Origin of the sequence: Burkholderia sp. BCC0397, assembly GCF_902832865.1 — a bacterium.
Lineage (GTDB): Bacteria > Pseudomonadota > Gammaproteobacteria > Burkholderiales > Burkholderiaceae > Burkholderia.
Genome location: NZ_CADFDL010000020.1, coordinates 15,509 through 39,069, shown reverse-complemented (window position 1 = coordinate 39,069; position 23,561 = coordinate 15,509). Strand labels below are relative to the sequence as shown.

16 protein-coding genes are annotated in these 23,561 nt (G+C 64.8%); 2 read left to right on the top strand and 14 right to left on the bottom strand.

Features of this window, described 5'->3' with window-relative positions; all coding sequences use genetic code 11:
• Positions 1-29: 29 nt before the first annotated feature.
• The 8 genes from HWX03_RS34665 to HWX03_RS34630 are packed head-to-tail and all read right to left on the bottom strand — an operon-like array spanning position 30 to position 10,455.
• Positions 30-1,277 (bottom strand): hypothetical protein, encoded by a 1,248-nt coding sequence (locus tag HWX03_RS34665; RefSeq protein WP_175874391.1) that lies wholly within the window; start codon positions 1,275-1,277, stop codon positions 30-32.
• Positions 1,274-2,542: a hypothetical protein gene (locus HWX03_RS34660; RefSeq protein WP_175874390.1), complete on the bottom strand. Its 1,269-nt coding sequence runs from the start codon at positions 2,540-2,542 to the stop codon at positions 1,274-1,276. Before HWX03_RS34660 ends, HWX03_RS34665 begins: the two co-directional genes overlap by 4 nt.
• 19 nt (positions 2,543-2,561) lie before the next feature.
• On the bottom strand, positions 2,562-3,806 hold the full coding sequence (gene wecC, locus HWX03_RS34655) for a UDP-N-acetyl-D-mannosamine dehydrogenase (RefSeq protein WP_175818751.1): 1,245 nt from the start codon (positions 3,804-3,806) through the stop codon (positions 2,562-2,564).
• Positions 3,807-3,834: 28 nt separating this feature from the next.
• On the bottom strand, positions 3,835-5,013 hold the full coding sequence (gene wecB / locus HWX03_RS34650; RefSeq protein WP_175818750.1) for a UDP-N-acetylglucosamine 2-epimerase (non-hydrolyzing): 1,179 nt from the start codon (positions 5,011-5,013) through the stop codon (positions 3,835-3,837).
• Between the two features lie 19 nt (positions 5,014-5,032).
• Positions 5,033-7,285 carry a polysaccharide biosynthesis tyrosine autokinase gene (locus tag HWX03_RS34645; RefSeq protein WP_175874389.1) on the bottom strand — a complete coding sequence of 751 codons (2,253 nt, stop codon included), beginning with the start codon at positions 7,283-7,285 and terminating at the stop codon, positions 5,033-5,035.
• Positions 7,286-7,292: 7 nt separating this feature from the next.
• Complete coding sequence (locus HWX03_RS34640; RefSeq protein ID WP_175874388.1) at positions 7,293-7,784, bottom strand: low molecular weight protein-tyrosine-phosphatase; 492 nt, start codon at positions 7,782-7,784, stop codon at positions 7,293-7,295.
• Positions 7,781-9,013: a polysaccharide biosynthesis/export family protein gene (locus HWX03_RS34635; protein WP_244132853.1), complete on the bottom strand. Its 1,233-nt coding sequence runs from the start codon at positions 9,011-9,013 to the stop codon at positions 7,781-7,783. Before HWX03_RS34635 ends, HWX03_RS34640 begins: the two co-directional genes overlap by 4 nt.
• A gap of 35 nt (positions 9,014-9,048) precedes the next feature.
• On the bottom strand, positions 9,049-10,455 hold the full coding sequence (locus HWX03_RS34630; protein WP_175874387.1) for an undecaprenyl-phosphate glucose phosphotransferase: 1,407 nt from the start codon (positions 10,453-10,455) through the stop codon (positions 9,049-9,051).
• Positions 10,456-11,143: 688 nt separating this feature from the next.
• On the opposite strand from HWX03_RS34630, the gene HWX03_RS34625 reads away from it, so the two are divergent.
• Together HWX03_RS34625 and HWX03_RS34620 are read left to right on the top strand one after the other, a co-directional pair.
• On the top strand, positions 11,144-12,880 hold the full coding sequence (locus HWX03_RS34625) for a ShlB/FhaC/HecB family hemolysin secretion/activation protein (RefSeq protein ID WP_244132852.1): 1,737 nt from the start codon (positions 11,144-11,146) through the stop codon (positions 12,878-12,880).
• Between the two features lie 57 nt (positions 12,881-12,937).
• A complete protein-coding gene (locus HWX03_RS34620) occupies positions 12,938-16,060 on the top strand; it encodes a GLUG motif-containing protein (RefSeq protein ID WP_244132851.1) in 3,123 nt (1,040 codons plus the stop codon).
• Between the two features lie 341 nt (positions 16,061-16,401).
• Here the strand turns inward: HWX03_RS34620 and HWX03_RS34615 are convergent, their stop codons facing one another.
• From HWX03_RS34615 to HWX03_RS34590, 6 genes are all read right to left on the bottom strand, one after another.
• Entirely contained in the window at positions 16,402-17,514 is a 1,113-nt protein-coding gene (locus tag HWX03_RS34615; protein WP_175874386.1) for a fimbrial protein, read from the bottom strand.
• A gap of 15 nt (positions 17,515-17,529) precedes the next feature.
• Positions 17,530-19,908, bottom strand: coding sequence for a fimbria/pilus outer membrane usher protein (locus tag HWX03_RS34610; RefSeq protein ID WP_244132850.1), 2,379 nt, complete (start codon positions 19,906-19,908; stop codon positions 17,530-17,532).
• Positions 19,909-20,109: 201 nt separating this feature from the next.
• Positions 20,110-20,829 (bottom strand): fimbria/pilus periplasmic chaperone, encoded by a 720-nt coding sequence (locus HWX03_RS34605; protein ID WP_175874385.1) that lies wholly within the window; start codon positions 20,827-20,829, stop codon positions 20,110-20,112.
• A gap of 70 nt (positions 20,830-20,899) precedes the next feature.
• Positions 20,900-21,430 (bottom strand): fimbrial protein, encoded by a 531-nt coding sequence (locus HWX03_RS34600; RefSeq protein WP_175874384.1) that lies wholly within the window; start codon positions 21,428-21,430, stop codon positions 20,900-20,902.
• 812 nt (positions 21,431-22,242) lie between these two features.
• Positions 22,243-22,911, bottom strand: a complete 669-nt coding sequence (locus HWX03_RS34595; protein WP_175874383.1) for a hypothetical protein — start codon at positions 22,909-22,911, stop codon at positions 22,243-22,245.
• 88 nt (positions 22,912-22,999) lie between these two features.
• A complete protein-coding gene (locus HWX03_RS34590; RefSeq protein WP_175874382.1) occupies positions 23,000-23,560 on the bottom strand; it encodes a hypothetical protein in 561 nt (186 codons plus the stop codon).
• Position 23,561 lies beyond the last annotated feature (1 nt).

Sequence of the window (23,561 nt, the reverse complement as noted above, 5' to 3'; positions counted from 1 at the left end):
CAGATACATGTTCGTGACGACGAGAATTTTCATGAGCGAACCTCCACCGCACCATGGCGAGACACGCGGCCGGCGCCTGGCCGCCCCCACGAGAACGCGTACATGGCCAGCAATGCGGAAAATACGTAGGATGGCGACACAAACGCCATCGAGAAGATGTTGTCGAAGCAGAACGCGCCGACGATGTAGAACCAGACGGCCGGCTTGCGCCGCGCCTGTCCGTAAGCCACCACGAACACGAGCCACGCGATCGCGCCGAACACGCCCATCTCGACGAACAGGTGCGGATAGAACGTGTCGGTGGTCTTCAGCAGCCCGCCGAGCCCGTACCAGTCGAAGTGATAAAGCTGGTAGAGCGGCGACGAGAATTTCACCGACGCCGGGCCGCCGAAGCTGCCCAGCCCCTCGCCGAGCAGATTGCCGTTGCGGATCGACTCGAACATCACGCGATAGGATTCCGCGCGTGCCGAATTGCCCGCGACGACATAGAACAGGATCTTCGCCATGCCGACCTTCAATAGCGAATCGAGCGCACCCATCGCCGTCAGCACGAGCATCGCGCCCGCGATGCCGGCCACGGCCAGCCAGGCGCGCACGTCCCTGACGTTCCTCACGAACGGATAGAACGCCAGCGCCGCGAACAGCTTGAACGAGAAGCCGAGCAAGCCGAAGAACAGGAAGCCCCACGACGCCATCGCCGCGCGGCGGCCGGACCAGTACCAGCGGCACAGCAGGAATGCACAGAGATTGATGAAGCTGAATTCCGAGAAGAATCCCATCCATCCCTGGGCGCGCAGGAACAGTCCGGAGTCGATCCGGACCGGCATGAACAGCGGCAGCCCGGTCGCGTACGAAGCGTAGAAGTACAACTGGAAAAGATCGTTGCTGACGACCACGCCGATGAACGTCTTGACCAGCACGTCGAGCCGATCGCGGTATGGGAAGATCGCCACCGTGATCGCGACCGGAAAGAGGAAGCGGACGAGTTCCTCGACGCCCGCCGCCGTGTTGAACGACAGCAGCATCCCGATGCACAGCGACACCGCGACCGGAAGCGCAACGACGGCCAGCCGGTGAAAGCGTGGACGCAGCAGGATCGCCGCGAACACCAGCGCGAACGCGCCCATCTTGACGATCTGCGAGCGATCGTCGTCGAGCGTAAGCAATGTATCGCTGATGCAGAAGACGAAATACGCAAGCGCCAGCAGGCCGGCGCCCAGATCGGCGACCCGCGAGCGACGCCCCGCCATCGCCGGCACTCGAATCGCGACGTTCATGGGCGCACGCCCGACGCGACCGGAACGTCGACTGCGCTGATCGATTCCGCATACGCGGAACACACCCGCCGCGCATGCAAGACCACGATCCCGTTCCGGATCAGCGTGACAACCACGGCCGACGCGAGCATGCAGAAGAAACCGGCTTCGCCGCCGATCGCGACGCTGCCGCCGAGCAACGCGATGAACAGCGTCGACGTGCCGATGTTGATCCGCGCGGTGACGGCACTCTTCTCGAACGCCATCATCACGTTGCTGCCGACGACACCCAACACGCCGGCCGCACACTGAATCGCCAGCAACATGCCGCCGGCGAGCGCCATGTACCTGTCGCCCCCCTCCAACCCCGCCCGATAAGTCAACCCCACCACCATCACCAGATTCACCCCCAGCACGACCAGATTCGACAGATCGATGTTCCGCCGCATCGCGCCGAGCGTCGTATCGAGCGACGCCTTGTCCTTCTTCCGCTTCACGAGATCGGGCAATTGCGCGATCGAGATGGCGCGCGGCAGCAGGTTGCCGACCGCGGTCACCGACGCGAACAGCGACAGCATCCCCGCGAACGACGCGCCGCACATCGCCTTGGCCGCCGGCACCGTCACCAGCGCGATACCGCCGGACAGGAAATTGGTCAGCCCGAACTGCAGCCCCTTCATGTCGACACGCACCGAGAACGCGCCACGCGCCGGCGCGCCGATCGCGACGAACATCGCGACGGCCACCACGATCAGCGAGAGCGCCAGGCACAGCGACGCGGAATAGCCGTGACGCGTGCCGACCTCGAGCATCGCGCACGAGCCGGCGATCAGCAGGCAGTCGAACGCGATCGTGATCCGGTAGCGACGCGTCGACACGAAGAAATGCCGCGCAAGCTGATACACGGTCCAGCCCCACATCAGCGCGACCACGCCGCCGAGATCGAACGCGACAAGACCGGTCGCGAACACCAGCACGCACACGAGCGTCGCGGCCACCGCCGTCCATCCCGCCATCGACACCAGCGAGTAGAACGCGTCGCGCGCCGCCTGCCGCCCGTCGCTGGCCGGCACGCGCACCAGGATCAGCGTCGCCCAGCCGATGGCCGTGAAGAAGCCGATCATCTGTGCGATCGACATGTTGGACGCCGCATGCCCCAGTTCGTCCAGCGAATAGATCCGCTGGATGACCCAGAACGTCAGCACGCGATACAGGCCGGGCGCGCCCGTACAGACGAGCGCCTCGAGACGGCCCAGCAGCTTTCCGGCATCGGCGTTCCGCATCATGACTCGCGCATCACGTCCGTTACGCGCGCGCCAGCACGCCGCGCGTGTCGATCACGACCTTGGTCTGCAGCCGCACCGGGTCCATGCGACGGAACGGCGCGTGGTCGACGAGGATGACGATCACGTCGGCCTCCGCAAGCGCGGTATGCAGATCGCACAGCCGCGCCTTCGCGTCGAGCGACGCCGGCAACGCGTCGACGTTCGGCTCGACGACCAGCAGCGTCGCGTCGGCATTCTCGGCCAGCGCTTCGACGATCTCCATCGCCGGGCTCTCGCGCAGATCGTCGATGTCGGCCTTGAACGCGAGGCCGAGACACGCGATCACGGGCTCGCGGAACCGGCTCGCCGCGTGCCGCACGCGCTCGTACACGAAATGCGGCTTGTCGTCGTTCACGAGGCGCGCGGTGCGAATCAGCCGCGCATGCTCCGGCGCCGAATCGACGATGAACCACGGATCGACCGCGATGCAATGTCCGCCGACGCCCGGTCCCGGCTGGAGCACGCTGACACGCGGATGGCGGTTCGCCAGCCGGATCAGTTCCCACACGTTGATGTCGAGCTGGTCGCAGATCACCGAAAGCTCGTTCGCGAACGCAATGTTCACGTCGCGGAACGAATTCTCGGTGAGCTTGCACATCTCGGCCGTGCGCGCATCGGTCAGGATGCACTCGCCGCGCACGAACACCGCGTACAGCTCCTGCGCGCGCGTGCCGCACTTGCGGGTCATCCCGCCGATCACGCGGTCGTTCTCCACGAGCTCGCGCACCACGTGGCCCGGCAGCACGCGCTCGGGACAATGCGCGATCCGGATGTCCGAGCGCTCGCCGGCCTGCTGCGGGAACGTCAGGTCCGGGCGTTGCGCGGCGAGCCACGCCGCCATTCGTTCGGTCGCGCCGACCGGCGAAGTCGATTCCAGCACGACCAGGTCGCCCTTCTTCAACACCGGCGCGATCGACCGGCACGCGGCCTCGATGTAGCTCAGGTCGGGCTTGTTGCCGTCGGTAAACGGCGTCGGCACCGCGATCAGGAACGCATCGGCCGGCTCGGGCGTCGTCGTCGCACGCAGGTGGCCCTGCGTCACGGCCGCATGCACGAGCATGTCGAGTTCGGGTTCGACGATGTGGATCCGGCCGCGATTGATCGTGTCGACCGCATGTTGCGACACGTCGACGCCGATCACGCTTTTGCGACGCGCGGCAAAGGCCGCTGCGGTAGGCAGGCCGATATAGCCCAGCCCGATGACGGAAACGGTTTCGAATGACATGAATGAGGTTCTCCAGACGTCAGGGAATTCAGCAGAGCGAGCCGGCCAGATAGGCCGGCCCCTGCGTCAATGTGGGCGGCGACACGAGCAGATCGGCGATTCGCCCGCTCGCGCGGCCGTCGCCGTACGGGTTGTGCGCACGGCTCATCGCGCGATAGGCGCGGCCGTCTTCCCACAGCTCGACCACCGCGCCGACCAGCCGCTCGACCTCGGTGCCGACCAGCCGCACCGTACCGGCCTCGACGGCTTCCGGCCGCTCGGTGGTGTCGCGCATCACGAGCACCGGCTTGCCGAGCGACGGCGCTTCTTCCTGGATCCCGCCGGAATCGGTCAGGATCAGCCACGCGCGGCTCATCAGATAGACGAACGGCAAATACTCCTGCGGCTCGATCAGCTCCACGTTGTCGATGTCGCCGAGCAGCCGCGTGACGGGTTCCCGCACGTTCGGATTCAGATGCATCGGATAGACGATGCGGCACTCCGGATAGCGCTTCGCGATCGTCGCGATCGCCTCGCAGATCTGCTCGAAGCCGCGGCCGAAGTTCTCGCGGCGGTGGCCGGTGACGAGAATCATGCGTTGCGCGTCGTCGACGAACGGGAACCGCTCGTGCATCTGCTGCACCAGCGCCCGGTCGCGCGTCAGGCGTTGGGTGATCGTCAGCAGCGCATCGATCACCGTGTTGCCGGTCACGTGGACGCGGCCGGCCTCGACGCCTTCGGCCAGCAGGTTCGCGCGCGACGTTTCGGTCGGCGCGAAGTGATGCAGCGCGAGCGCGCCCGTCACCCGGCGGTTCGCCTCCTCCGGCCACGGCGAATACAGGTTGCCGGTACGCAGGCCGGCTTCCACGTGCCCGACCGGAACGCGCCGGTAGTAAGCCGCGAGCGTCGCGCCGAGCGTGGTGGTCGTATCGCCGTGCACGAGTACGAGATCGGGCCGGAACGACTCCAGCACCGGGTCGAGCGCATTGAGGATGTGTCCGGTCAGGCCGCCGAGCGTCTGCCCCGCGCGCATCAGGTCGAGATCGAAATCCGGCACGATGCCGAACAGGTCGAGCACCTGGTCCAGCATCTCGCGATGCTGGGCCGTCACGCAGACGCCGCAGCGCACGCCTTCGCGGGCCCGCAACGCATGGACGAGCGGCGCCATCTTGATGGCTTCCGGACGGGTGCCGAAAGTCACGAGAATGTTTTCGTAGTGGTGGGTCATCGGATTCTCCGTCGGCGGATCACGCGCGATCCGGGGCTGTGTGCGAATCGGCGCCGTCATACGCGTAAGCGCCGTAGTTGCCGTACTGCGCGGAGCGCAGCCCCGGCCGGAAGCCGTTGAACACCACGGCCGTCGTGCGCGCGCCGACGCGCTCGATACGCTTCGCCGATTCGAGCAGCTCGCCCGTGGTCGTCACGCCCGAGCGCGCGGCGAGCAGGATCGTGTCCGCATGCGCGGCCAGCACGGTGGCGTCCGTCACCGGCAGCAGCGGCGGTGCGTCGAGCAGCACGAGGCTGTAATCGCGGCCAACGTGCGTCAGCAGTGCCGCCAGCCGATCCGACGACAGCAGCTCGACCGGCCGGTCGGTACGCGGGCCGGCCGGCAGCAGGTCGACGTTCGGCGCGATATCGCGCACGATGGCGTCGTCGACGGTCGCGCCGCCGCGAAGGATGGTCGACAGGCCGATATCCGGCCGCACGCCGAAGCGCTTCGCCAGTTCCCCGCGTCGCAGGTCGCCATCGATCAGCAATACGCGTTGGCCCGACTGTCCGAGCAAGGCGGCAACGTTGGCCGACACGAAGGATTTCCCGACGCCCGCGGAAGGCCCGGTGATCAGCACGCGGTTGCCTTCAGGCCAGTCCATCAACTGGAACCGCAGCGCCGTGCACAGGCTGTGCAGCGCCTCGACCGCCGGTTCGTTCGGCCGTGCGAGCGACAGGATCGGCGCACCGCCCTGCGCCGCGGCGGCGCGCTGCGCGAGCCGGCGCTGGGCGGCGCTGTGCGGAATCGTCGCCATCACGTTCAGGCCCGTGTCGCGCTCGATCTCGGCCGGATCGGTAATGCCGCCGAACAGCACCGCGCGGCCAATGACGCCACAGGTGCCGAGCACGATCCCCACCAGCGCGGCAATCACCGTGACCAGCACCGGCTTCGGCCGCACGGGCTCGTCCGGCACGATCGCGCGATCGATCACGCGCACATTGCCGATCTTGCTCGCGGTCGCGACGCGAAGCTGCTGGATACTGTTCAGCAGGCCGACGTAGATCTCGGTTTGTACGGTCACGTCGCGGCGCAGCCGCACGACGTTGCGTTGCGCATCGGGCAAGCGCCGGATCGCGTCGTTGACCGTCCCGATCTGCGCGCGGGCCGCGGCGATCTGCCGGTCGACCGCGGTGAGCTCCGGGTGCGCCGGCGTCAACGTCGACGCCAGCGCGAGCCGCTTCTGCTCGAGTTCGAACAGCGATGTCTGCACGGCCGTCGATTGCGTCAGCATCGCCTTCGCCTGTTCGGTCAGATCGACGATTTCATGGCGGGCCTGGTACGCGTTGAGCCGATCCTCGGCCGTGCGCAACTGACGCTCCACCGTCGGCACCTGATCGCTGAGGAACGCCAGCGACTTCTCGGCGGTCGCCGCCTTGCGGTTCGCGTTCTGCTGCACGTAGTTGTCGGCGATCGCGTTCAGCACGGCCGCCGCACGCACCGGATCTCGGCTTTCGTACGACACGCCGATCACGCCGGACTGATCCTTGCCGCGGTTCGCGATGGTCAGCTTCTTCTGCAGGTCGGCGAGCACGACCTGCTTCGACTCGGCCTTCACGACGAACTGCGCACCGGCCGCGGCTTCGATGCCGGCGACCTGCAGCATCACGTCGCCGGCGGCCGTCTTCACGCGCAGCGGCTCGCCGATTGCGCCTTCCACATCGCGATCGAGATCGTTGCCGGACAGCCGATAGCGACCGTCGCCCAGCAACGTGACGATGAACGGGTGTTCGTGGAAGTCGCGCGGCACGTCGAACGCGGTCACGTCGATGTGCTCCTTGCCCCAGACGAAGCCGCCGAGCCCGAACAGGCCAGGCGTCGACAGCCCGCGATTGAAGCGCGCGATCGCGGCCCCGATCACCGGCACGCGGCGCGGCCGCGCGTCGATATGCAGGCGCTGGACGTCGACGACCGGTTCGGTCACGAGCCGCGAGCGCAGGATTTCCATTTCGCCGTCGTCGGTCGACTTCACGTCGAACAGCGCGCCGAGCCCGCCGACGAGCCCGCCTTCCGCCATGCTGCGCAGGTCGGAGCCGCCGCTTTCCACCTGCACGGCAATGTCCGCCTTGTAGACCGGCTTCGCGACGAGCGCATACGCGGCGCCGAGCGCGGTGCACACCGCCGTGACCGCGACGATGCGGCCGGCGTGCGCGATCAGCACGTCGAGGATGCCTCGCACGTCGAGCTCGTCGGCATCGCGTGCAAGGGGTCGACCTGGGTTGGTTGCGTTCATCTGAGGCTCACTTCAAGTATTCCGGCGCATCGGCGCCGGCATCCGGACGTCGCGGCCGGTTCGATTCGAGGCGGGCGATCCGCTCGGCCCAGTCGACGACGCCGTGCTCGATCAGCTTCATCGCGTAGTCGTACACGTGGCGGCTTCGGCGGTACGGATCGGGAACGTCGGTCTGGTAACGCTCGGTGAGGCGATACACGCGGCCGCGCGTCATCGGGTAGGCCCGCTCGATCAGATGACGTTGCGCGGTCTCCATCACGAGAATCAGGTCGGCCCACCGGCAGACACGGTCGTCGACGCGTCGGGCCCGGTGCGGCGACAGCCCGAAGCCGCGCGCGGCCAGTAACTCGTTCATCACCGGATCGACGGGCGTTCCGCCGATCGCCGCGATGCCGGCCGACTCGATCGTGCGGCCGGGCAACGCGCGCGACAGCAGCGTCTGCGTAGCCGGGCTGCGGCAGACGTTGCCGGTACACACCACCAGGATCCGGTTCATCATTTCGTGACGATCGCGGCGGTCAGGCCCGCGTTGATGGCCGGCAGCAGTTGCGCGAGCACGCGGCCGAAGCGCGCGAGCTTCGTGCTGTCGACGTACACGACGTCGCGCGGCTGCAGCTCGAATTCGTTGGCCAGCACCATCGACACCGGCGAGCGCCCGTCCAGATGAAACACCTGCGCCTGCCGGCCCGCGCCGGCGCGAATCACGTAGGTTTGCTTCGGATCGGACGTACCCTGATTGACGCTGCCGGCCTGCGACAGCGCATCGGCCAGCGTGAGCCGCCCGTTGCGCAGCGGCAGCGCGGTCGTCGGCCGGTTGACTTCGCCCATCACGTACACGCCGAACTGGTCGCGCGCGCCGACCTGCAGCAGGTCGCCGTTGAGCAACACGATGCGCGACGGATCGAGACGCTCGCGAATCAGCCCCGGCAGATCGACCGGATAGGCGACACCGCCGCGCACGAGCGTCATGCGGCTCTGATCGGCACCGGCCGTGAAGCCGCCCGCGCGCGTGACGGCTTCGAGCAGCGTCATCGGCGTGTCGTTGAGCGCTTGCGCGCCCGGCGTATGGACTTCGCCGTCGATATAGACGCGATTGGCGCGATACGACGCGACGCGCACCGTCACTTGCGGCGCGACGAACCATTTCGACAGCCGCGCGCGCAGCGCGGCCTGAATCTCGCTCGTGCGCATGCCCGCGACATGCAGTTCGCCCGCATACGGAAACGCCAGGTTGCCGGCCTGATCGACGACGAAGCCCGTCGGCGGATCGGCGGGACGGACCGTCTGATTGCCCGGGTTACCCTGCGCGGCGGCCAGTTCGGGGTGATCCCACACGGTGATCTGCAGCACGTCGCCTGCGTCGATCGCATACGGCGCCGGCGCGGCAAACAGCTCGGCACGCGTGCGTTCGTCCTGTGCGCGGGCATCGCGCCGCTGGGCCGCGATCAGCGCGCCGTCGATCGCCCCGATCGGCACCGACGCGGCGTCACGCGAAGCAGATGTTTGCTGCGCTTCACCGAGCGACGCCACATCGATGCGGCGCATCGACACCGTCAGGCCGTCGTCGCGCGTCTGCGTCGCGATACCGCCGTGATCCGGCGCATCGTTCGTGAAGTTCATGTGCATGCCCGGCTCGACCGCGCAAGCGGACAACAGCACGACGGGCAAGACCGTCAGCGCCGTTCGCGAGCGTTGCGCCCAGGAGCGGGACCGTTTTCCAGTTTCCATTCGTGTTTTCCAAGCCGCGTGCGTCGACGCGTCGTTCAATAAGCGTTGCGATGCGTGAATCCGCACACCACGGTCGCGGCCACGATCCGCATATCCAGCCCAAACGACCAGTTGTTCAGGTAATAGAGATCGTGTTCGACCCGCTGCTGCATCTTCTCGACGCGATCCGTCTCGCCGCGATGCCCGTTGACCTGCGCCCAGCCGGTGATGCCCGGCTTGATCCGGTAGCGCTGGATGTAGCCGTCGACCCGATGCTGGTAGAAGCGGTCGTGCTCGACCGCGTGCGGACGCGGGCCGACCACCGACATGTCGCCCTTCAGCACGTTCAGGAACTGCGGCAACTCGTCGAGGCTCGTGCGCCGCAGCAGCGCGCCGACGCGCGTGATGCGCGGATCGCCGCGCGTCGCCTGACGCACTTCGCCCGGTACGTCGATGTCGTGCTCGCGCATCGTCCTGAACTTGTAGATCGTGAAGATGCGCCCGTACGCACCCCGGCGCTGCTGCCGGAACAGCACCGGCCCCGGCGACGAGCACTTCACCGCGACCGCGATCGCCGCCATCAGCGGCGCGATCGCGACCAGCGCCAGCCCCGCGAAAACCCGGTCGAACATGGCCTTGCCCGCGAGCGCCCGCGCCGACAGCGGCGCCGCCACGAGATCGAGCGCGCGGCCGCGAATCGCGCGGCGCGGATGGAGCGGCGTGATGCCCGCGAGGTCCGGCATGAAGCGGATATCCACGAGATCCGTGTCGAACGCACGAACGATCGCGCCGATGCGATCGGCCTCCGACAGCGGCAGCACGATCCAGATTTCCTCGACGTGCGCGCGGCGCACGCAGTCGACGAACCGGTCGAGATCGGCATGCACTTCAAACTTGTCCGCATCGAGTGCGGGGGCGCCGGACATGTCGAAGATCGCGGCCACCTGAAACGGCGACCCGACCTCGCGCGCATCGCGACCCGCAAGCGCCAGGCATCGTTCGCGATACCCGACGAGCGCGACAGGCTTGCGCCCGGCGTCGTGCGCCGCGCCTTGGACGCCCAGCCATTGCCGCAATGCGTGCGACGCGACGAGCGCGACCGTCGACAGCACGAACCAGCCGATCACCCAGCCGGGCGCCGCGCCGGATTGCCAGTCGAGTGCCGTAACAGACATCACGCCGACGCACAGGGCGACGGCAAGGCCGGCCGGCACCCACCACATGCGACGCCACGACATGCGTCGCTCGCGATTGCCGTACAGGCCGATCAACGGAAACAGGATCAGCGCGCATGCGATCGAAATGGCGGTCAACGCGGCATCGGCCGCCGACCAGGGCGCCTCGTCGAACCAGCGCTTCGCCGCCCATGCCGCGGCGACGAGCAGGCCGCCATCCGCCAGCCGAAACCAGGAAATCTTCCCGCGAACAACGAGTGCGTAGTCAACAGAGTCGAACGAATGCATACCTGAGCGATCACCCGTCGAAATCGAACGACGGCGGGACGGCAGCGAGCATTTACGCCATGCGGTCGCGCCGACACGGATCGATTGTCAAATCGACGACGGGTCTTATCCTGTTATTTAGCAATACAAAATTCTTCTTATGACGACAAACCCGCAAAAACGTCATAAACTATTAAATATCCGATTTATACAGTGCCATTCGTGACGCATAAACCGAAACGCACAACACTTCAGATCGAAGCAATGCAAGCCTGTATATTGCCATCGTGAAAGCGCATTTTTAATCGGACACGTCCTAAAGAAATTGGGATTAGTCTGTGTTTAGTCCTATTCTCATCACGGCCGCCGCGCCTATCGAAAGAACTACTTAAGGTCAAGCAGATACGCGCCGGCTCCATCAAGCCGTGACCAGTCCGCGTCATCGCTTTTTGTCCCCGTTCGACAGAGCCGCGCATGACGTCGCCGCGCATCCCAAAAAAAATCATGCAAGACAGAGCGATTTCACCCACACGCTCGTACTTGTTCAATATCCACGACTGCAACCCTTTCGTAATATCCCCGGCATTCCCAACGGATCGACTCTAAATCTTGAGACAGATCCACGATTATTTCTCCGGGGTGAGATATTCCTATCATTCGTCGCACGCGGGCATCGGCGGTCGTCGGCGCATCGACAGCCGCCTCCTGCATGTCTGCGAGCCAGCAGTCCACGTCGCACGTCGCCCGTGCACGCCCTCACGCGATGCCGGCCGGCGCGCGCGCTCTGCGCGACGCGCTCCGGCGGACCGGCTACATCGCCGCCGCATGGCTCCTTCCCGGTTTCGGTTTCGCGCATGCACAGGTACCCAGCGCCGGGCAATCGATTCGTGACATCGAAACCGTGCGTCCGTCCCTGCCTGCCGCCACGCGTCCGGAGATCGACATTGCGCCGGCCGAGCCCGCGCCGGCGGCCGAAAACGGCGCGGGCCCGCACGTCGCGGTCCGTGCATTCGTCATCGAAGGCAACACGGCGATTCCCGCGGCACGGCTCGATGCGTTGCTGGTCGACCTCGCGGGCCGCGAACTCGATTTCGGCGAACTGCAGCAGGCCGCGAACCGGATCACGACCTACTATCGCGAGCGCGGCTACGTCCTCGCGCGCGCCTATCTGCCGCGCCAGGACATCGAAGACGGCATCGTTCGCATCGCCGTCGTCGAAGGCCGCTACGGGCACATCGAGCTGCACAACCCGTCGCGGGTGGTCGACCGCGCGTTGCGCCAGCCCCTCGCGGCACTGCATCCGGGCGACATCGTCCACGGCGGGAACCTCGAGCGCAGCCTCATGCTGCTCGACGACATGCCCGGCGTCGAAGCGAAAGGCACGCTGCGGCCCGGCACCGAGCCGGGTACGACCGACCTCGTGATCGACGCCGAGCCCGGCCCGCTGGCGAACGGCTCGCTCGAAGTCGACAACTTCGGCGATCCGCTGACCGGCCGCTACCGTGCGACCGGCAGCGTCGACGTCAATGCGCCGCTGCGCGTCGGCGATCGCTTTTCGTTGCGTGGCCTGACGAGCGACACGCATCAACGCTATTACCGCACCGCCTACCAGGTCCCGATCGGCCCTGCCGCGACGCGCGTCGGCGTCGCCTATTCCGACATGCATTACCGCGTGGGCGGCAGCCTGGCGGATCTCGGCTATCGCGGCAGCGCCGACGTCCGCTCCGCTTTCGTCACGCAGCCGCTGGTGCGCGGCCGGAAGGCCCGTCTCGACGCGCTGCTCACCTACGAAAACAAGCATCTGCGCGATATTTACAGCGCGTTGGAGATCGACAACGGCAAGCAGGTCGACCTGTGGACCTTCGGCGTAAGCGGCAACAGCCAGGACGACCTCGGCGGCGGCGGCCGCAACGGCTTCTCGGCCACCATCGGCATCGGCCGCCTGCGCGGTAACGACGCGCTGGGCCTGAACCGCATCGCCCATGCGCACGGCCGCTTCACCAAGCTGAACGTCAGCGCGTTGCGACTGCAGGCGCTCGGCGCCCGCTTGCAGCTCTATACGCAGTTCAGCGCGCAACTGGCATCGCGCAATCTCGACTCTTCCGAAAAATTCAGCCTCGGCGGCCCGTACGGCGTGCGTGCTTATGCACTCGGCGCGGGCAACGGCGATCAAGGCTGGCAGTCCAGTGCCGAATTGCGCTACCTCGCCGCACCGGGCTGGCAGGTCAGCACGTTCGTCGACACCGGCCGAGTACAGCTCGCCAAGCAGCCGTGGTCGCGCGAGCGCAACACGGTGCAGTTGTCGTCGATCGGCGTCGGCGCGAGCTGGTTCGGCACGCGCCGGCAAATCAGCATGACTGCCGCGTTGCCCATCGGCCATGCCGACGCGGTCGCGTCGGCCACCCGATCGCCGAGCGTCTGGTTACAGGCCGCCCAGTATTTCTGAGCGGCGTCGAACGCGCGGACCGGTGGTACTAGCCGGTCCGCACGTAACGCGGGCGGCATGGCCGCCCGCCACCCGGAAGCGCGCATGTCGCACGCTTTCGATTTCTCCGTTTCGTTAGGTATACCGACCGATACGAAACGATTTCCTGTTCTTATCCAGAGAGATAACCATCACATGAACAAGACCTACGCACTGGTCTGGAACCAGACCCAGGGATGCTGGAGCGCAGTCGGGGAAACCGCGCGCCGGCACGGCAAATCGGCAGGCGGCAAGCGTCTCGCCGCAGCGGCCGTCTCGTTGCTCGGCTTCGCCTCGCTGCCCGCCTTCGCACTGCCCACCGGCGAAGCGATCACCGCCGGCAAGGCCGACATCCTCCGCGACGCCGACGGCAAGTCGATGTCCATCAACCAGCATACCGACAAGCTCGTCACGAACTGGCAGGCGTTCGACGTCGCCAACGGCGAACGCGTCGCGTTCCATCAGCCCGGCACCCAGTCCATCGCGCTGAACCGCGTGATCGGCAACAACGGCAGCCAGATTCACGGCAATATCGACGCGAACGGCAAGGTGTTCCTGGTCAACCCGAACGGCGTGCTGTTCGGCTCCGGCGCACAGATCAACGTCGGCGGCCTGGTTGCGTCGACGCAGAACATCGCCGACGCCGATTTCCTCGCCGGCAACTATCGCTTCGCGGGTCAATCGAGCGCGTCGGTCGTGAACGACGGCCGCATCACCGCAGCCGACGGCGGCAGCGTCGCGCTGCTCGGCGCGCGCGTGTCGAACAACGGCGTGATCCAGGCCAAAATGGGCCGCGTCGCGCTCGGCGCCGGCAATGCGTTCAACGTCAACTTCGACGGCAACGATCTGCTGAGCCTGCAGGTCGAAGAGGGTGCGATCGACGCACAGGCCACCAACGGCGGCCTGCTGAAGGCCGACGGCGGCGAGGTGCTGATGTCGGCCCGCGCGGCCGGCAACCTGCTGAACGCAGTCGTCAACAACACCGGCACGATCGAGGCAAAGGGTCTCGTCGGGCGCGGCGGCAAGATCACGCTCGACGGCGGCGCCGTCAACGTCGCCGGCAAGCTCGATGCGAGCGCCGCGTCGGGCGCGGGCGGCAACGTGGTCACGCGCGGCGAGCAGGTCAACATCGCCGCCGGCACGCGCGTCGATACGCGCGGCGCAAACGGCCAGACCGGCACCTGGAAGATCGAGGCGGCGAACGCCGGCGTCCTGGCCGACCCGATCGCGCCCAATACGCGAGGCTTCAACGGCAACAGCAACATCAGCGGCAACACGGGCACGGGGAACGGCAGCCGGGACACCGGTCTCTCCATCAACGCAAGCACGCTCGGGCAGAATCTCGACACGACCCACGTCGAACTGGTCAATACCAAGCACGATCTGACCGTGGGCGGCCCCGTCGCATGGTCCAGCGACAACACGCTCAAGCTGGGCGCGAAGCAAGGCAGCATCAACCTGCAGAAGTCGCTGTCCGCCACCGGCACGAATGCGCGCCTGATCGTCGATGCGGCCGACGGAATCCGCGTGAACGACGCGGTCAAGCTGACGGGCCGCAACGCCCATCTGGAACTCAACGCCAGGAACGGCCATACGTTCTCGGGCGACAAGGCCGTCGTCACGCTGTCGGGCCAGAACGCGTCGTACAGCGCGAACGGCGACGCGTACCAGGTGCTGCACACGCTCGCCGACCTCCGCAACGTTGACGCCAACCTGAAGGGCCGCTACGTGCTGGGCAACGGGATCGACGGCGCGAAGACGGTCTTCCAGAGCATCGGCGGCGGTCTCTCGTTCACCGGCGTATTCGACGGTCTCGGCAACACGATCAGCCAGCTGATCGTTGCCAATGTGGCACATACCGCCGTCGGCCTGTTCAGTGTGAACGTCGGCCGCATCGCGAACCTCGGCCTGTCGGACATCTACGTGCCCGCCCCGAGCGTGCAGTACGGCGTGCCGACGTCCGTCGGCGCGCTCGCCGGCATGAACATTGGCACGATCTCCAACGTGACGGCGCGCAACATAACGGTCAACGCGAAGGGGCGAGCGAACATCGGCGGCCTCGTCGGCGCGAACTACGGCGGCACGATCGAGCATGCGTCGGTATCCGGCCGCATCGCCGGCGATCGCAATGCGCTGTCGATCGGCGGCCTGGTCGGCGAGAGCATGACGCGACTGGACAAGCCGCAGGTATTGGCGACGATCCGCGACAGCCGGGCCGACGTTCAAGTGAGCGCGATGCATGACGGCGCCGTCGGCGGGCTGGTGGGCCTCAACACGGGTCGGATCGAGCGCTCGTCGAGCACGGGCAGCGTCGTCGCGACGGGCAACGCGTCGATCGCAGGCGGCCTCGTTGGCATCAACGACGATAACGGCGTCATCACCGACTCGTCGTCGTCCGCCAGCGTGACGGCTCGCCAGAACGCGGTGGCCGGCGGCCTCGTCGGAATCAACGCGGCCACCGTGGCCGCCTCGCACGCGAACGGGAAGGTGACCGTCGGCGATCACGGCATCGCGGGCGGCCTGGTCGGGTCGAACAAGGGCGACATCGATGCATCGACGGCCAACGGCGACGTGGTGGCCACCACGTTCGGCATGGGCGGCACGGCCGGCGGCCTCGTCGGCTCGAACAGCGGCAGCATTCGCGCTTCGACCGCCAATGGCAAGGTCACGGCCGGCATCGAGAGCCAGGCAGGCGGGCTCGTCGGCCGTAACGCCGGAACCGTCGCCGACTCCCATGCGAACGGCGCCGTGAAGGCAGGCGATATGGCGCTGGCCGGCGGACTGGTCGGCGTCAACGAACGCGGCAGCATCACCGGGTCGGACGCCTCGGGCAACGTCGAAGCCGGGGTGAACAGCAGTGTCGGCGGTCTCGTCGGCCGGCTGACGGGCAAACTCGATCGATCGCACGCGACGGGATCGGCAAAGGGCGGTGACTACAGCTTCGTCGGCGGCCTCGTCGGCAACGCCGGCGGCACCATCACCGCGTCGTCGTCGAGCGGCTCGGTGTCCGGTGGCCGGTTCGCGAAGCTGGGTGGGCTCGCAGGCGGCAACTTCGGCTTCATCTATGGCTCGTCGAGCACCAGCCACGTCGACGTCAAGGCTGGCTACGGACAGATTTACGGTCCGCTGGTCGGTCTGAACTTCGGAACGGTGAAGCCCTGAGCATTGCCGGCAAGGCCTCTGCGTCATCGGCTCCAAACGATGACAGGAGGCCTTGATATGCGCGAACCGGCATGATCGCGCCTAGCCAGTGGCCTTCGGGCCGCTGGCTATGCAGCAGACCGATCGGGCATACCGGTCTGAACTGCGCCCCAAAAACATACTCAGCAAAGCTTTGGCCAAGCTGGGTCAAAACCAACCAAAAGGGCTGAGCCCTGTGCAATACAGAACTCAGCCCTCATTGGTCTAGCCATCGTTTCTCTTCCGTCCAGCGTCCCGGAGCAAGGTCACGGTCCGCCGGCGTTTCTGACTTTCAAAGAAGCAAGCTCACTCCCCATTCGCCGTCAGTTGTATTCGATCACGAAGTTCATCACGGCGTCGGCCTCCCCCGGCTTGATCGTGCCGCTCGTCGGCGCATATTTCGCGGTACCTGAGAAACGATACATCTCGCCGTCCGGCTCGGACCGGTTCCATTTCAACGGCAGCGCACGGGCCTTGCTGAACGGCAACTTGACGCCGCTGTCGCTGACCAGCGCGATGCCCATTCCGGTAGCGGCGTTCGTACCGGTGCTGGACAGGCGCAACAGGCCGTCGGACACCGCGTTGCCTTCGAAGTAGACTCGAACGGAACCGCCCGCCGCATTCGGCTTGAGGCCGAGACAGCGCACATCGAAACCGAACGGATGCTCGGTGGCCGTCCCTCGCTTGATGCGCTCGATCTGCTCTTGCCCCATCTGAACCGTGACGGCCTTGTCCGCTGCCGAACAACTTTCGAAGTACACGTCGTTCACGATATTGACGCGTGCGGGTCCGACGTTCAAAGCGACCTTAGGCAAACCGGGAGCATCGAGCAACGCCTTGAACGAGATTTCCTGTTCTCCGGAAACGACACCCACGCCGATACGAAAAAAAGCGAGGCCAATGTTAGGGAAGGTAGTATGTTCTGAATTGGGACCGCTTTGAAAGCTGAAGGGAAGATTCTCGACCGGAGCACTGCTGTATCGCTGCATCGACAATGCGACGCCGATACCGGGGATACTCGTTTTCCATACGTTGGGATAGCCGGACGGCGAAAGATTCGACGTATCCAGCCGGTAGTTCACAAAGTCGTTATCGCATATGTAGTATTTGTCTCCCGGCAGTAAACTGGGATCGAGTTGCATATAACCCATCTTCTGACCGATGGGCACTCGCTTCAACGTAATGCTTCGGTTCGGCATCACCGTATACGATGTGTTATGGGCCCCGTTTGGGCTGCTCCATTTGCAGATCGCCTGGGCCGTGCCGTGCAAACCCATCGCAAGCAACATTCCGACGCCGATATGCCGGAGCAAAGGTACGAAATTTTTCATGAGTGCTTTATCCACTGAAGAAACATCGAAATCGATGTTCAATGCGCTATCTGCCAGCGCGTCGGGCTGATTGACCGATGCAAAGCCGCTTCGCCATCGAAGCATGCGTTTTCAACCGAATCACCGCCCTGCCATCTTGCAAGTCATCGCGACGCGCTCGTATGCAACCGACTTCTTCCGCTCCGGCAATGCATAGCCGCCGTCGCACGAACCCTCGCTCCAGCGAATCGACAGGCGCCCGTGGTCCTCGATGCCGAACACCAGCACGCGCGACGCATCGTCGACCATGCCGAGCACCTTGCCGCTTTCGTCGTACGCGGTCGCGCCGAACGGCACGTTGCCGCCGTCCGACGTCTTGATGTCGAACTGGATTCGGCGGCCCGTTTCGGCCGCGAACTTCGCCTTCACGATCGCACCGCGCGTCGGGACCACCGATTTCGCGTTGTCGGTCAGGTCGGTATCGAAACCGAGGCTTTCGGTATCGATGTTCAGCCAGTTGTAGCGATACGGCTGCGCATACGGCAGGATCGCGTAGCCGTTGCGATCGGTGCTGATGCTCGTCGACGACGAGAAGCGCGCGCCACGCACGCCGGGCACTTCGGCGATCGCGAACGTCTCGCCGACCGTCTGGCCCAGCGTGATGCCGCCGCGGTGCGCGACAATGGAACCCGCGGCCCCGACGTCCACGTGCTTGCCATGGCCGGACTGCGTGTAGTTCGTCGTCAGCTTGGCGAGCGGCGTATCCCAGCCGAGGCCGACCCCGCCCGATCCACCCGCACGTTTGCGGTAGTCGCCCTGCACCGAATAGTTGACCGTGTTCGCGTCGTTCAGGAAGCCGTTCACGCCCACCTGGGAACTCACGTCGCCGCTGGTCGACGCCACCGTGTTCGCGAACATCCGATGCGAGCGGGTGCCGCCGCCGATCGGGATGCTGATCGATGCGGTGAACTGCGTGTCGGACCGGCCGAATGGCCCCGATTCCCGCGTGTGCGCCGCCGCGATGCTGTAGCTGAGATTCTTCAGCGCGCCGCTGTAGCCGATCTGGATGTTGCGGCTGGAGCCACCCTGGTTCCAGTAGCTCGTATCGCCGATGCTCGCATACAGCGACCCGCTCGTGCCCAGCGACTGATTGACGTTCAGGTCGACGCGACTCTTCTGACGGCGATATCCGGCGCCCCACTGGCGATCGAGATCGTCGACGTGCTGGCTGAACGTGCGATAGCCGTCCGTCGAATAGCGGTAACCGACCATCGTGAAGGTCGTCTCGGTCGCCGCCAGCGTCTTCGAATAGAGGAAGCGGAAGCTTTGCCCGCTGGCCTTGCGGCCGGTCACGTTCGACTGGCTGTGCGTGATGTCGAACGACACGCCGCCCAGCCGCGAGTTATAGCCGACCCCGAGCGCAATCGCCGCGTAGCGGTCGGAGCCGATGAAACCGCCGTAGCCGGTCAGGTTGTCGGACACGCCATAGATCAGCGTGCCCTGCGCGAACTTCGGCCGCGACTGACTGTAGCCGCGATACTGGCCGGCCGAGAATGCATAACGCATCGTGCCGCGACGAATCATCACCGGCAGATACGAATACGATTGCCGGTACGTGCGCACGCTGCCGTCGGATTCGATGATCCGGATCTCGAGGTCGCCGTTCGAACCGCTCGGGTAAATGTCCCGGAACTCGAACGCGCCCGGCGTCACGGACGTCGAATAGATCACGTAGCCGTTCTGCCGGACCTCGACCACCGCATTGCTCTGCGCGATACCGCGCACGACCGGCGCATAGCCGACCTCGTTGTCCGGCAGCATCCCCGTATCGGAGCTGACCTGCACACCCAGAAAACGCACGCTGTCGAAAATCTCGCCGGATGAATACACTTCGCCCGCGGAAAGCCGCCCCTTGATGCGCTGCAGGTCGCGCTCCACATAACTACGGTTCGCCGAAATATCCGACGGGCTGCCGCGTCGCCATGACAGCGCGGATTCATTGCGCAGCCGCCACGCGCCGATGTTCAGGCCGTTGCGCAACCCGAGGTAGGCGTAGTCGCTGCGATAACCGGAATCCGTATCGTGACTGAAGTTCGCCTGGTAATTCGAATAGGCGGCGGTAATGCCTTCGTCCCACATCGACGGATCGACGTAGCCGCGCGTTTGTACCGGCGCGTAAATCTGCGGCACGGTGACGTCGAGCGTCAGCGTCCCGACGTCGAAACTCGTCGATGCGCCGTCCACCAGCGCAGCCAGGTCGAGCGGCGCGTCGTCGGCCAGCCCCGGCTCCAGCTTATGCTCCCGTTCGAGACGCTTCACGTCCACACCGAGCGTTTTCAGCAAACCATAGGTGATGACGGGCCGGACGTCGCCCGCTGCGCCGGACTTGAACTGGATCGGCTCGCGCTTCGTACGCTGCTGGTTCAGCGACACGTCGACATCGTAGGTGCCCGGTGCAACCGCGCTGCCTCGCTCGAAATACGAAAGCTCGACAGGACCGTCCCCTTTCTTGAGGAACATCTCGTTGAATTCTGCCGCTTGCGCGCCGATGGGCGCAACGGCGGCGCCAAGCGCCATCAAATAGGACGCGCGCTGGCAAGCTTCTACGATTTTCTTGACAGTGGTTTTCATATCGTGACTGCGCGCCCTTTATGCTTGTTTTAATCAGTACAACGTATTTCTTAGATTTGATCCTGCTGGCCGGCTCGCCCAACGGCTCCGTTATTTCGTCACGTCGGATTGCGTATCGACCGTTGCACCAAAGTCGTTGATCGAGCTGAATTCGACCTTGGCGCTTGCCGGCATCGATTTTCCGGAGAATTCCTTGATTGCCAGGCGCTTCGACGATTTCGGCGCGATCATCTCGGTGACGACCGGATAAGTATTCGCACCGGCCTTGAGATTCGCGTGACCGAGCGATACGAAATACGGCGTGTCGTTGGCGACTTCCAGCGCCGGCTTGCCGTCCGCGTCGCTCCAGTGCCACTTCAATCGACCCGGCGCATCTTCGGGTTTATCGGCCAGATCGGCCGGCCGATAAAACATCTTGATCCGCTGCCGGACCGCGATCTGCAGCGAGTTGTCTTCCTTCGGCTTTTGCGGAATTTCCTGCACGCTCAGCCAGAACACCGATTCACGATCGGCCGCGAGCCCTTCGCCCGCGTAAAAAATTCGCAGCACCTGCTGCTTGTCGCCGCCAAGCAGACTCAGCGACGGTGTAATCGCAAAGGGCAGGTCGCCCTTCGTGCCGTCCGGCAATTCGATCCATGACTGGATCATCACGTCGTCCTTCGACTGATTCTTGACGATGAGCGATGCCTCCTTGCTCTTCGCCGGATAGATCACGCGCGTGCCGGACAACGAAATGCCGGCATGCGACGAAAGGGACAGGAACAACATCGAGCCGGCCGCGACCAGCCCGGCAATGAGCTTTTTCTTCATGGCGGATTTGAATCTGGAGGCGGCGGCGAAATGGCACGACGTGCCATTTCGCCGCTCGATTGACGGAGACTTACTCGTACGACAGCGTGAACGGCAGCGTGCCGTTGGCGTTACCGGCGGCGATCTTTTCGCCGTTGGCGACGTAACCGGCGCGCATGTTCAGCGACGCGGTGTAAGTCGGCGCTTCTGCCGTGCCGCCCTTCACCAGCGAGCCGTTGATCGTCTCGTTCGCCGCCAGGTTCAGCAACGTGTTGTCGTCGTTGTACAGACCGATACCGACGCCCGTTGCCGAACCCGAGATCTTCAGCAGCTTGTTGTTCTTGCCGTCGATGCCCGAGCCGGCCAGCGGGTCGAACTTCATCTTGACGAGCGTCAGGTCGGTTGCGGTGTTGCCGCAGTCGAGGTTCAGGCTGATCGCCGTACCGCCGGCGATGCCATGACCCGCGGTGCCGCCGATCGAATCCGCGCTGACCGTGCCGAGATTGACCGCGATGTCCTGCTTGCCCTTCTCGCCGGTCACGGTCGTGCCTGCGCCGCCCGTGATCGAACACGATGCCGCGGTAATGTTGCCGGTGAAGTTGATCGTACCGTCGGCAGCCATTGCCGAACCTGCTACGAACGTGCCTGCGACTGCTGCGAGTGCCAGAATTTTCTTGTTGAGTGCCACGATGTTCTCCAGATGAGACGTAATTGAATAACTCCTTACAGAGCAGGACGAATGATGCCAATTGGCGAAATTTTTGTATTTAGTTCGAGAACGACATTGAACGAAAATGTATTAGTACGAGTACGAATTTTGATTTCGGACGCCGCCCTCGTAAATACAAAATGGATTTCACATTTCTCGGCCTTCGCCCCGCATCCCTTGCCACATGAGCCTCAGCCTTGCCGCAGGAGCATGCTGAGGGCGTCAATGCATCGGTCGCTCAATAAACGAGTACGTACATGTCTGGATAAAATCGCCACGCTCGCATTTAACCTTTTTTAAGAAAAATCCGAATTTCACGATCAACAAAAACGAATGCGCATGAGGGCAAGCGCATCGCCTGAATCAGTGCGCGATCAAGCGGGTTCACCGGTCGGCGGCCTGTTTCGATTCATCGGGAAGCCTGCAGGCAACACCGCAAAGCAACGCGCGGGAGCGGTGAGTCGTCGCGATGAGGTATCGCAACGTGCGGCGGTCGAACCGGGAGCGACCAGCCCGCCTGGCCGGCCGAACGTGAACACGGCCGGAAAAGCCCGGCAGCAGCGAAAGAATCGGAACATTCAGCCCTTGCGGTCACGCCAAGGCGTGACCGCAAAAGGCGGCCAACCGAGCATTTTTCGGTTCGACGCGTCGAGCGTCACGGATCCGTCGACTCACGTGGTGCTCGTATCACCACGACGCAAGCACATACCTGTTTCGAAGCAGTGCTATTTCTCGACGGTTGCGCGACAGGCAGGATGCCCGGGAATTTCCACGACCCGCCCCGTCAGGGGCAATGGCATGCCGGGATAGACATTGAACGCATCGATCGCATGGCCGTCTGCTTGCGCGCCCTCCACGCGATAGCGGACAGTCCCGGTTGCCGTCAGTCGAGCGCCGGACGCGTCGCACACGACGTCGAGCCCCTCGCGAACTTTCGGAGGCAGTTGACGGACGAGGCCGCTGAACCCGAGGCTGACGACGACATTGGCCGACGTATTCCTGCGTTCGCTGCCAAGCAGCTTGATCACCGGCTGCACGTCGAGGCGGTAAACCGTTTCCGTGTCGACAGCACGAAGCGGCTTGAGCGTGATGATTTTCGTCTGCCCGGCGGCAAGACTCACCCGAAACGGATAGACATAGAGCGACGGCTTCGTCTCGTCCCCGACCGGCTCGAGGCGCTCTTCGTCCAGCGGCACACCGGGATTCAACAGGCGTGACAGCGAAATGGTCACGTACTCGGCGTGATCGCCGTTGTTGACGAGCGTGATCGGCTCGCTTTTTTGCTCCACCGTCGCTTCCTTCGGAAGCATGTCGATGACGGCCGATGCCGATACCGGGATCGCCAGCATGAGCGCGAAAGCGGCACGGGAAAAGATAGATGCGTAAGGATTCATGTCGATGGCCTGCGCGGCAAGTGACGCCCGGTTTGCCCGCCCGGCCGACTGCTCACGCAAAGCGGGCAAACCGACGAGGGATCAAGCGTCAGGGTGCCCTGACCACCGGCTCGAACGTCATCGACAACACGCCGGTGTACGTTCCGACGGTGCTTTTGAAATCGCCCGCGGGCGGATACGCGGACACGTCGAGCGTGTAATACCCGACCGAGTCGGCGCCTGCCTGCGGCGGCGCCGGATTCTGGAATTCCGCGCCCTGCCCGACCATGAGCGGCTTCGGCACGCCCCCATCGGCGCCCAGTTTGACGGTCGGTGTCCGAAACACCAGCGTCGGTTTCGACTGATGCCTGATCGTCAGCGGCGTATCGAGGCGCACCTGGAACACCCCGCTGGTCGATACGACTTTCAGGCGCGCCTGTATATCGTACGGGGTATCCCAGCCACCGAGTTGCTGCATCTCCAGCCCCTTGTCGAACCAGCCGTCCTTGTCGTCGGTGACGATCAATTTGTTCGGCTTGACGATGCGGGCGGTCACCTTGCTGGTGGTCTTGCCGATCAGCGTCACCGATGGTGCGACCGACTGCGCAGCCACTGTCGCCGACATGCACATCAATGCGGCATACATGCAACCCAAGATCATCTTTCCCATG

Coding starts and splice junctions, on each gene's coding strand:
- HWX03_RS34665 (WP_175874391.1), bottom strand. CDS start 1,277: ATGAACGTCGCGATTCGAGTGCCGGCGATGGCGGGGCGTCGCTCGCGG.
- HWX03_RS34660 (WP_175874390.1), bottom strand. CDS start 2,542: ATGATGCGGAACGCCGATGCCGGAAAGCTGCTGGGCCGTCTCGAGGCG.
- wecC (WP_175818751.1), bottom strand. CDS start 3,806: ATGTCATTCGAAACCGTTTCCGTCATCGGGCTGGGCTATATCGGCCTG.
- wecB (WP_175818750.1), bottom strand. CDS start 5,013: ATGACCCACCACTACGAAAACATTCTCGTGACTTTCGGCACCCGTCCG.
- HWX03_RS34645 (WP_175874389.1), bottom strand. CDS start 7,285: ATGAACGCAACCAACCCAGGTCGACCCCTTGCACGCGATGCCGACGAG.
- HWX03_RS34640 (WP_175874388.1), bottom strand. CDS start 7,784: ATGATGAACCGGATCCTGGTGGTGTGTACCGGCAACGTCTGCCGCAGC.
- HWX03_RS34635 (WP_244132853.1), bottom strand. CDS start 9,013: ATGGAAACTGGAAAACGGTCCCGCTCCTGGGCGCAACGCTCGCGAACG.
- HWX03_RS34630 (WP_175874387.1), bottom strand. CDS start 10,455: ATGCATTCGTTCGACTCTGTTGACTACGCACTCGTTGTTCGCGGGAAG.
- HWX03_RS34625 (WP_244132852.1), top strand. CDS start 11,144: ATGTCTGCGAGCCAGCAGTCCACGTCGCACGTCGCCCGTGCACGCCCT.
- HWX03_RS34620 (WP_244132851.1), top strand. CDS start 12,938: ATGGCCGCCCGCCACCCGGAAGCGCGCATGTCGCACGCTTTCGATTTC.
- HWX03_RS34615 (WP_175874386.1), bottom strand. CDS start 17,514: ATGCTTCGATGGCGAAGCGGCTTTGCATCGGTCAATCAGCCCGACGCG.
- HWX03_RS34610 (WP_244132850.1), bottom strand. CDS start 19,908: ATGTTCCTCAAGAAAGGGGACGGTCCTGTCGAGCTTTCGTATTTCGAG.
- HWX03_RS34605 (WP_175874385.1), bottom strand. CDS start 20,829: ATGAAGAAAAAGCTCATTGCCGGGCTGGTCGCGGCCGGCTCGATGTTG.
- HWX03_RS34600 (WP_175874384.1), bottom strand. CDS start 21,430: ATGGCTGCCGACGGTACGATCAACTTCACCGGCAACATTACCGCGGCA.
- HWX03_RS34595 (WP_175874383.1), bottom strand. CDS start 22,911: ATGAATCCTTACGCATCTATCTTTTCCCGTGCCGCTTTCGCGCTCATG.
- HWX03_RS34590 (WP_175874382.1), bottom strand. CDS start 23,560: ATGGGAAAGATGATCTTGGGTTGCATGTATGCCGCATTGATGTGCATG.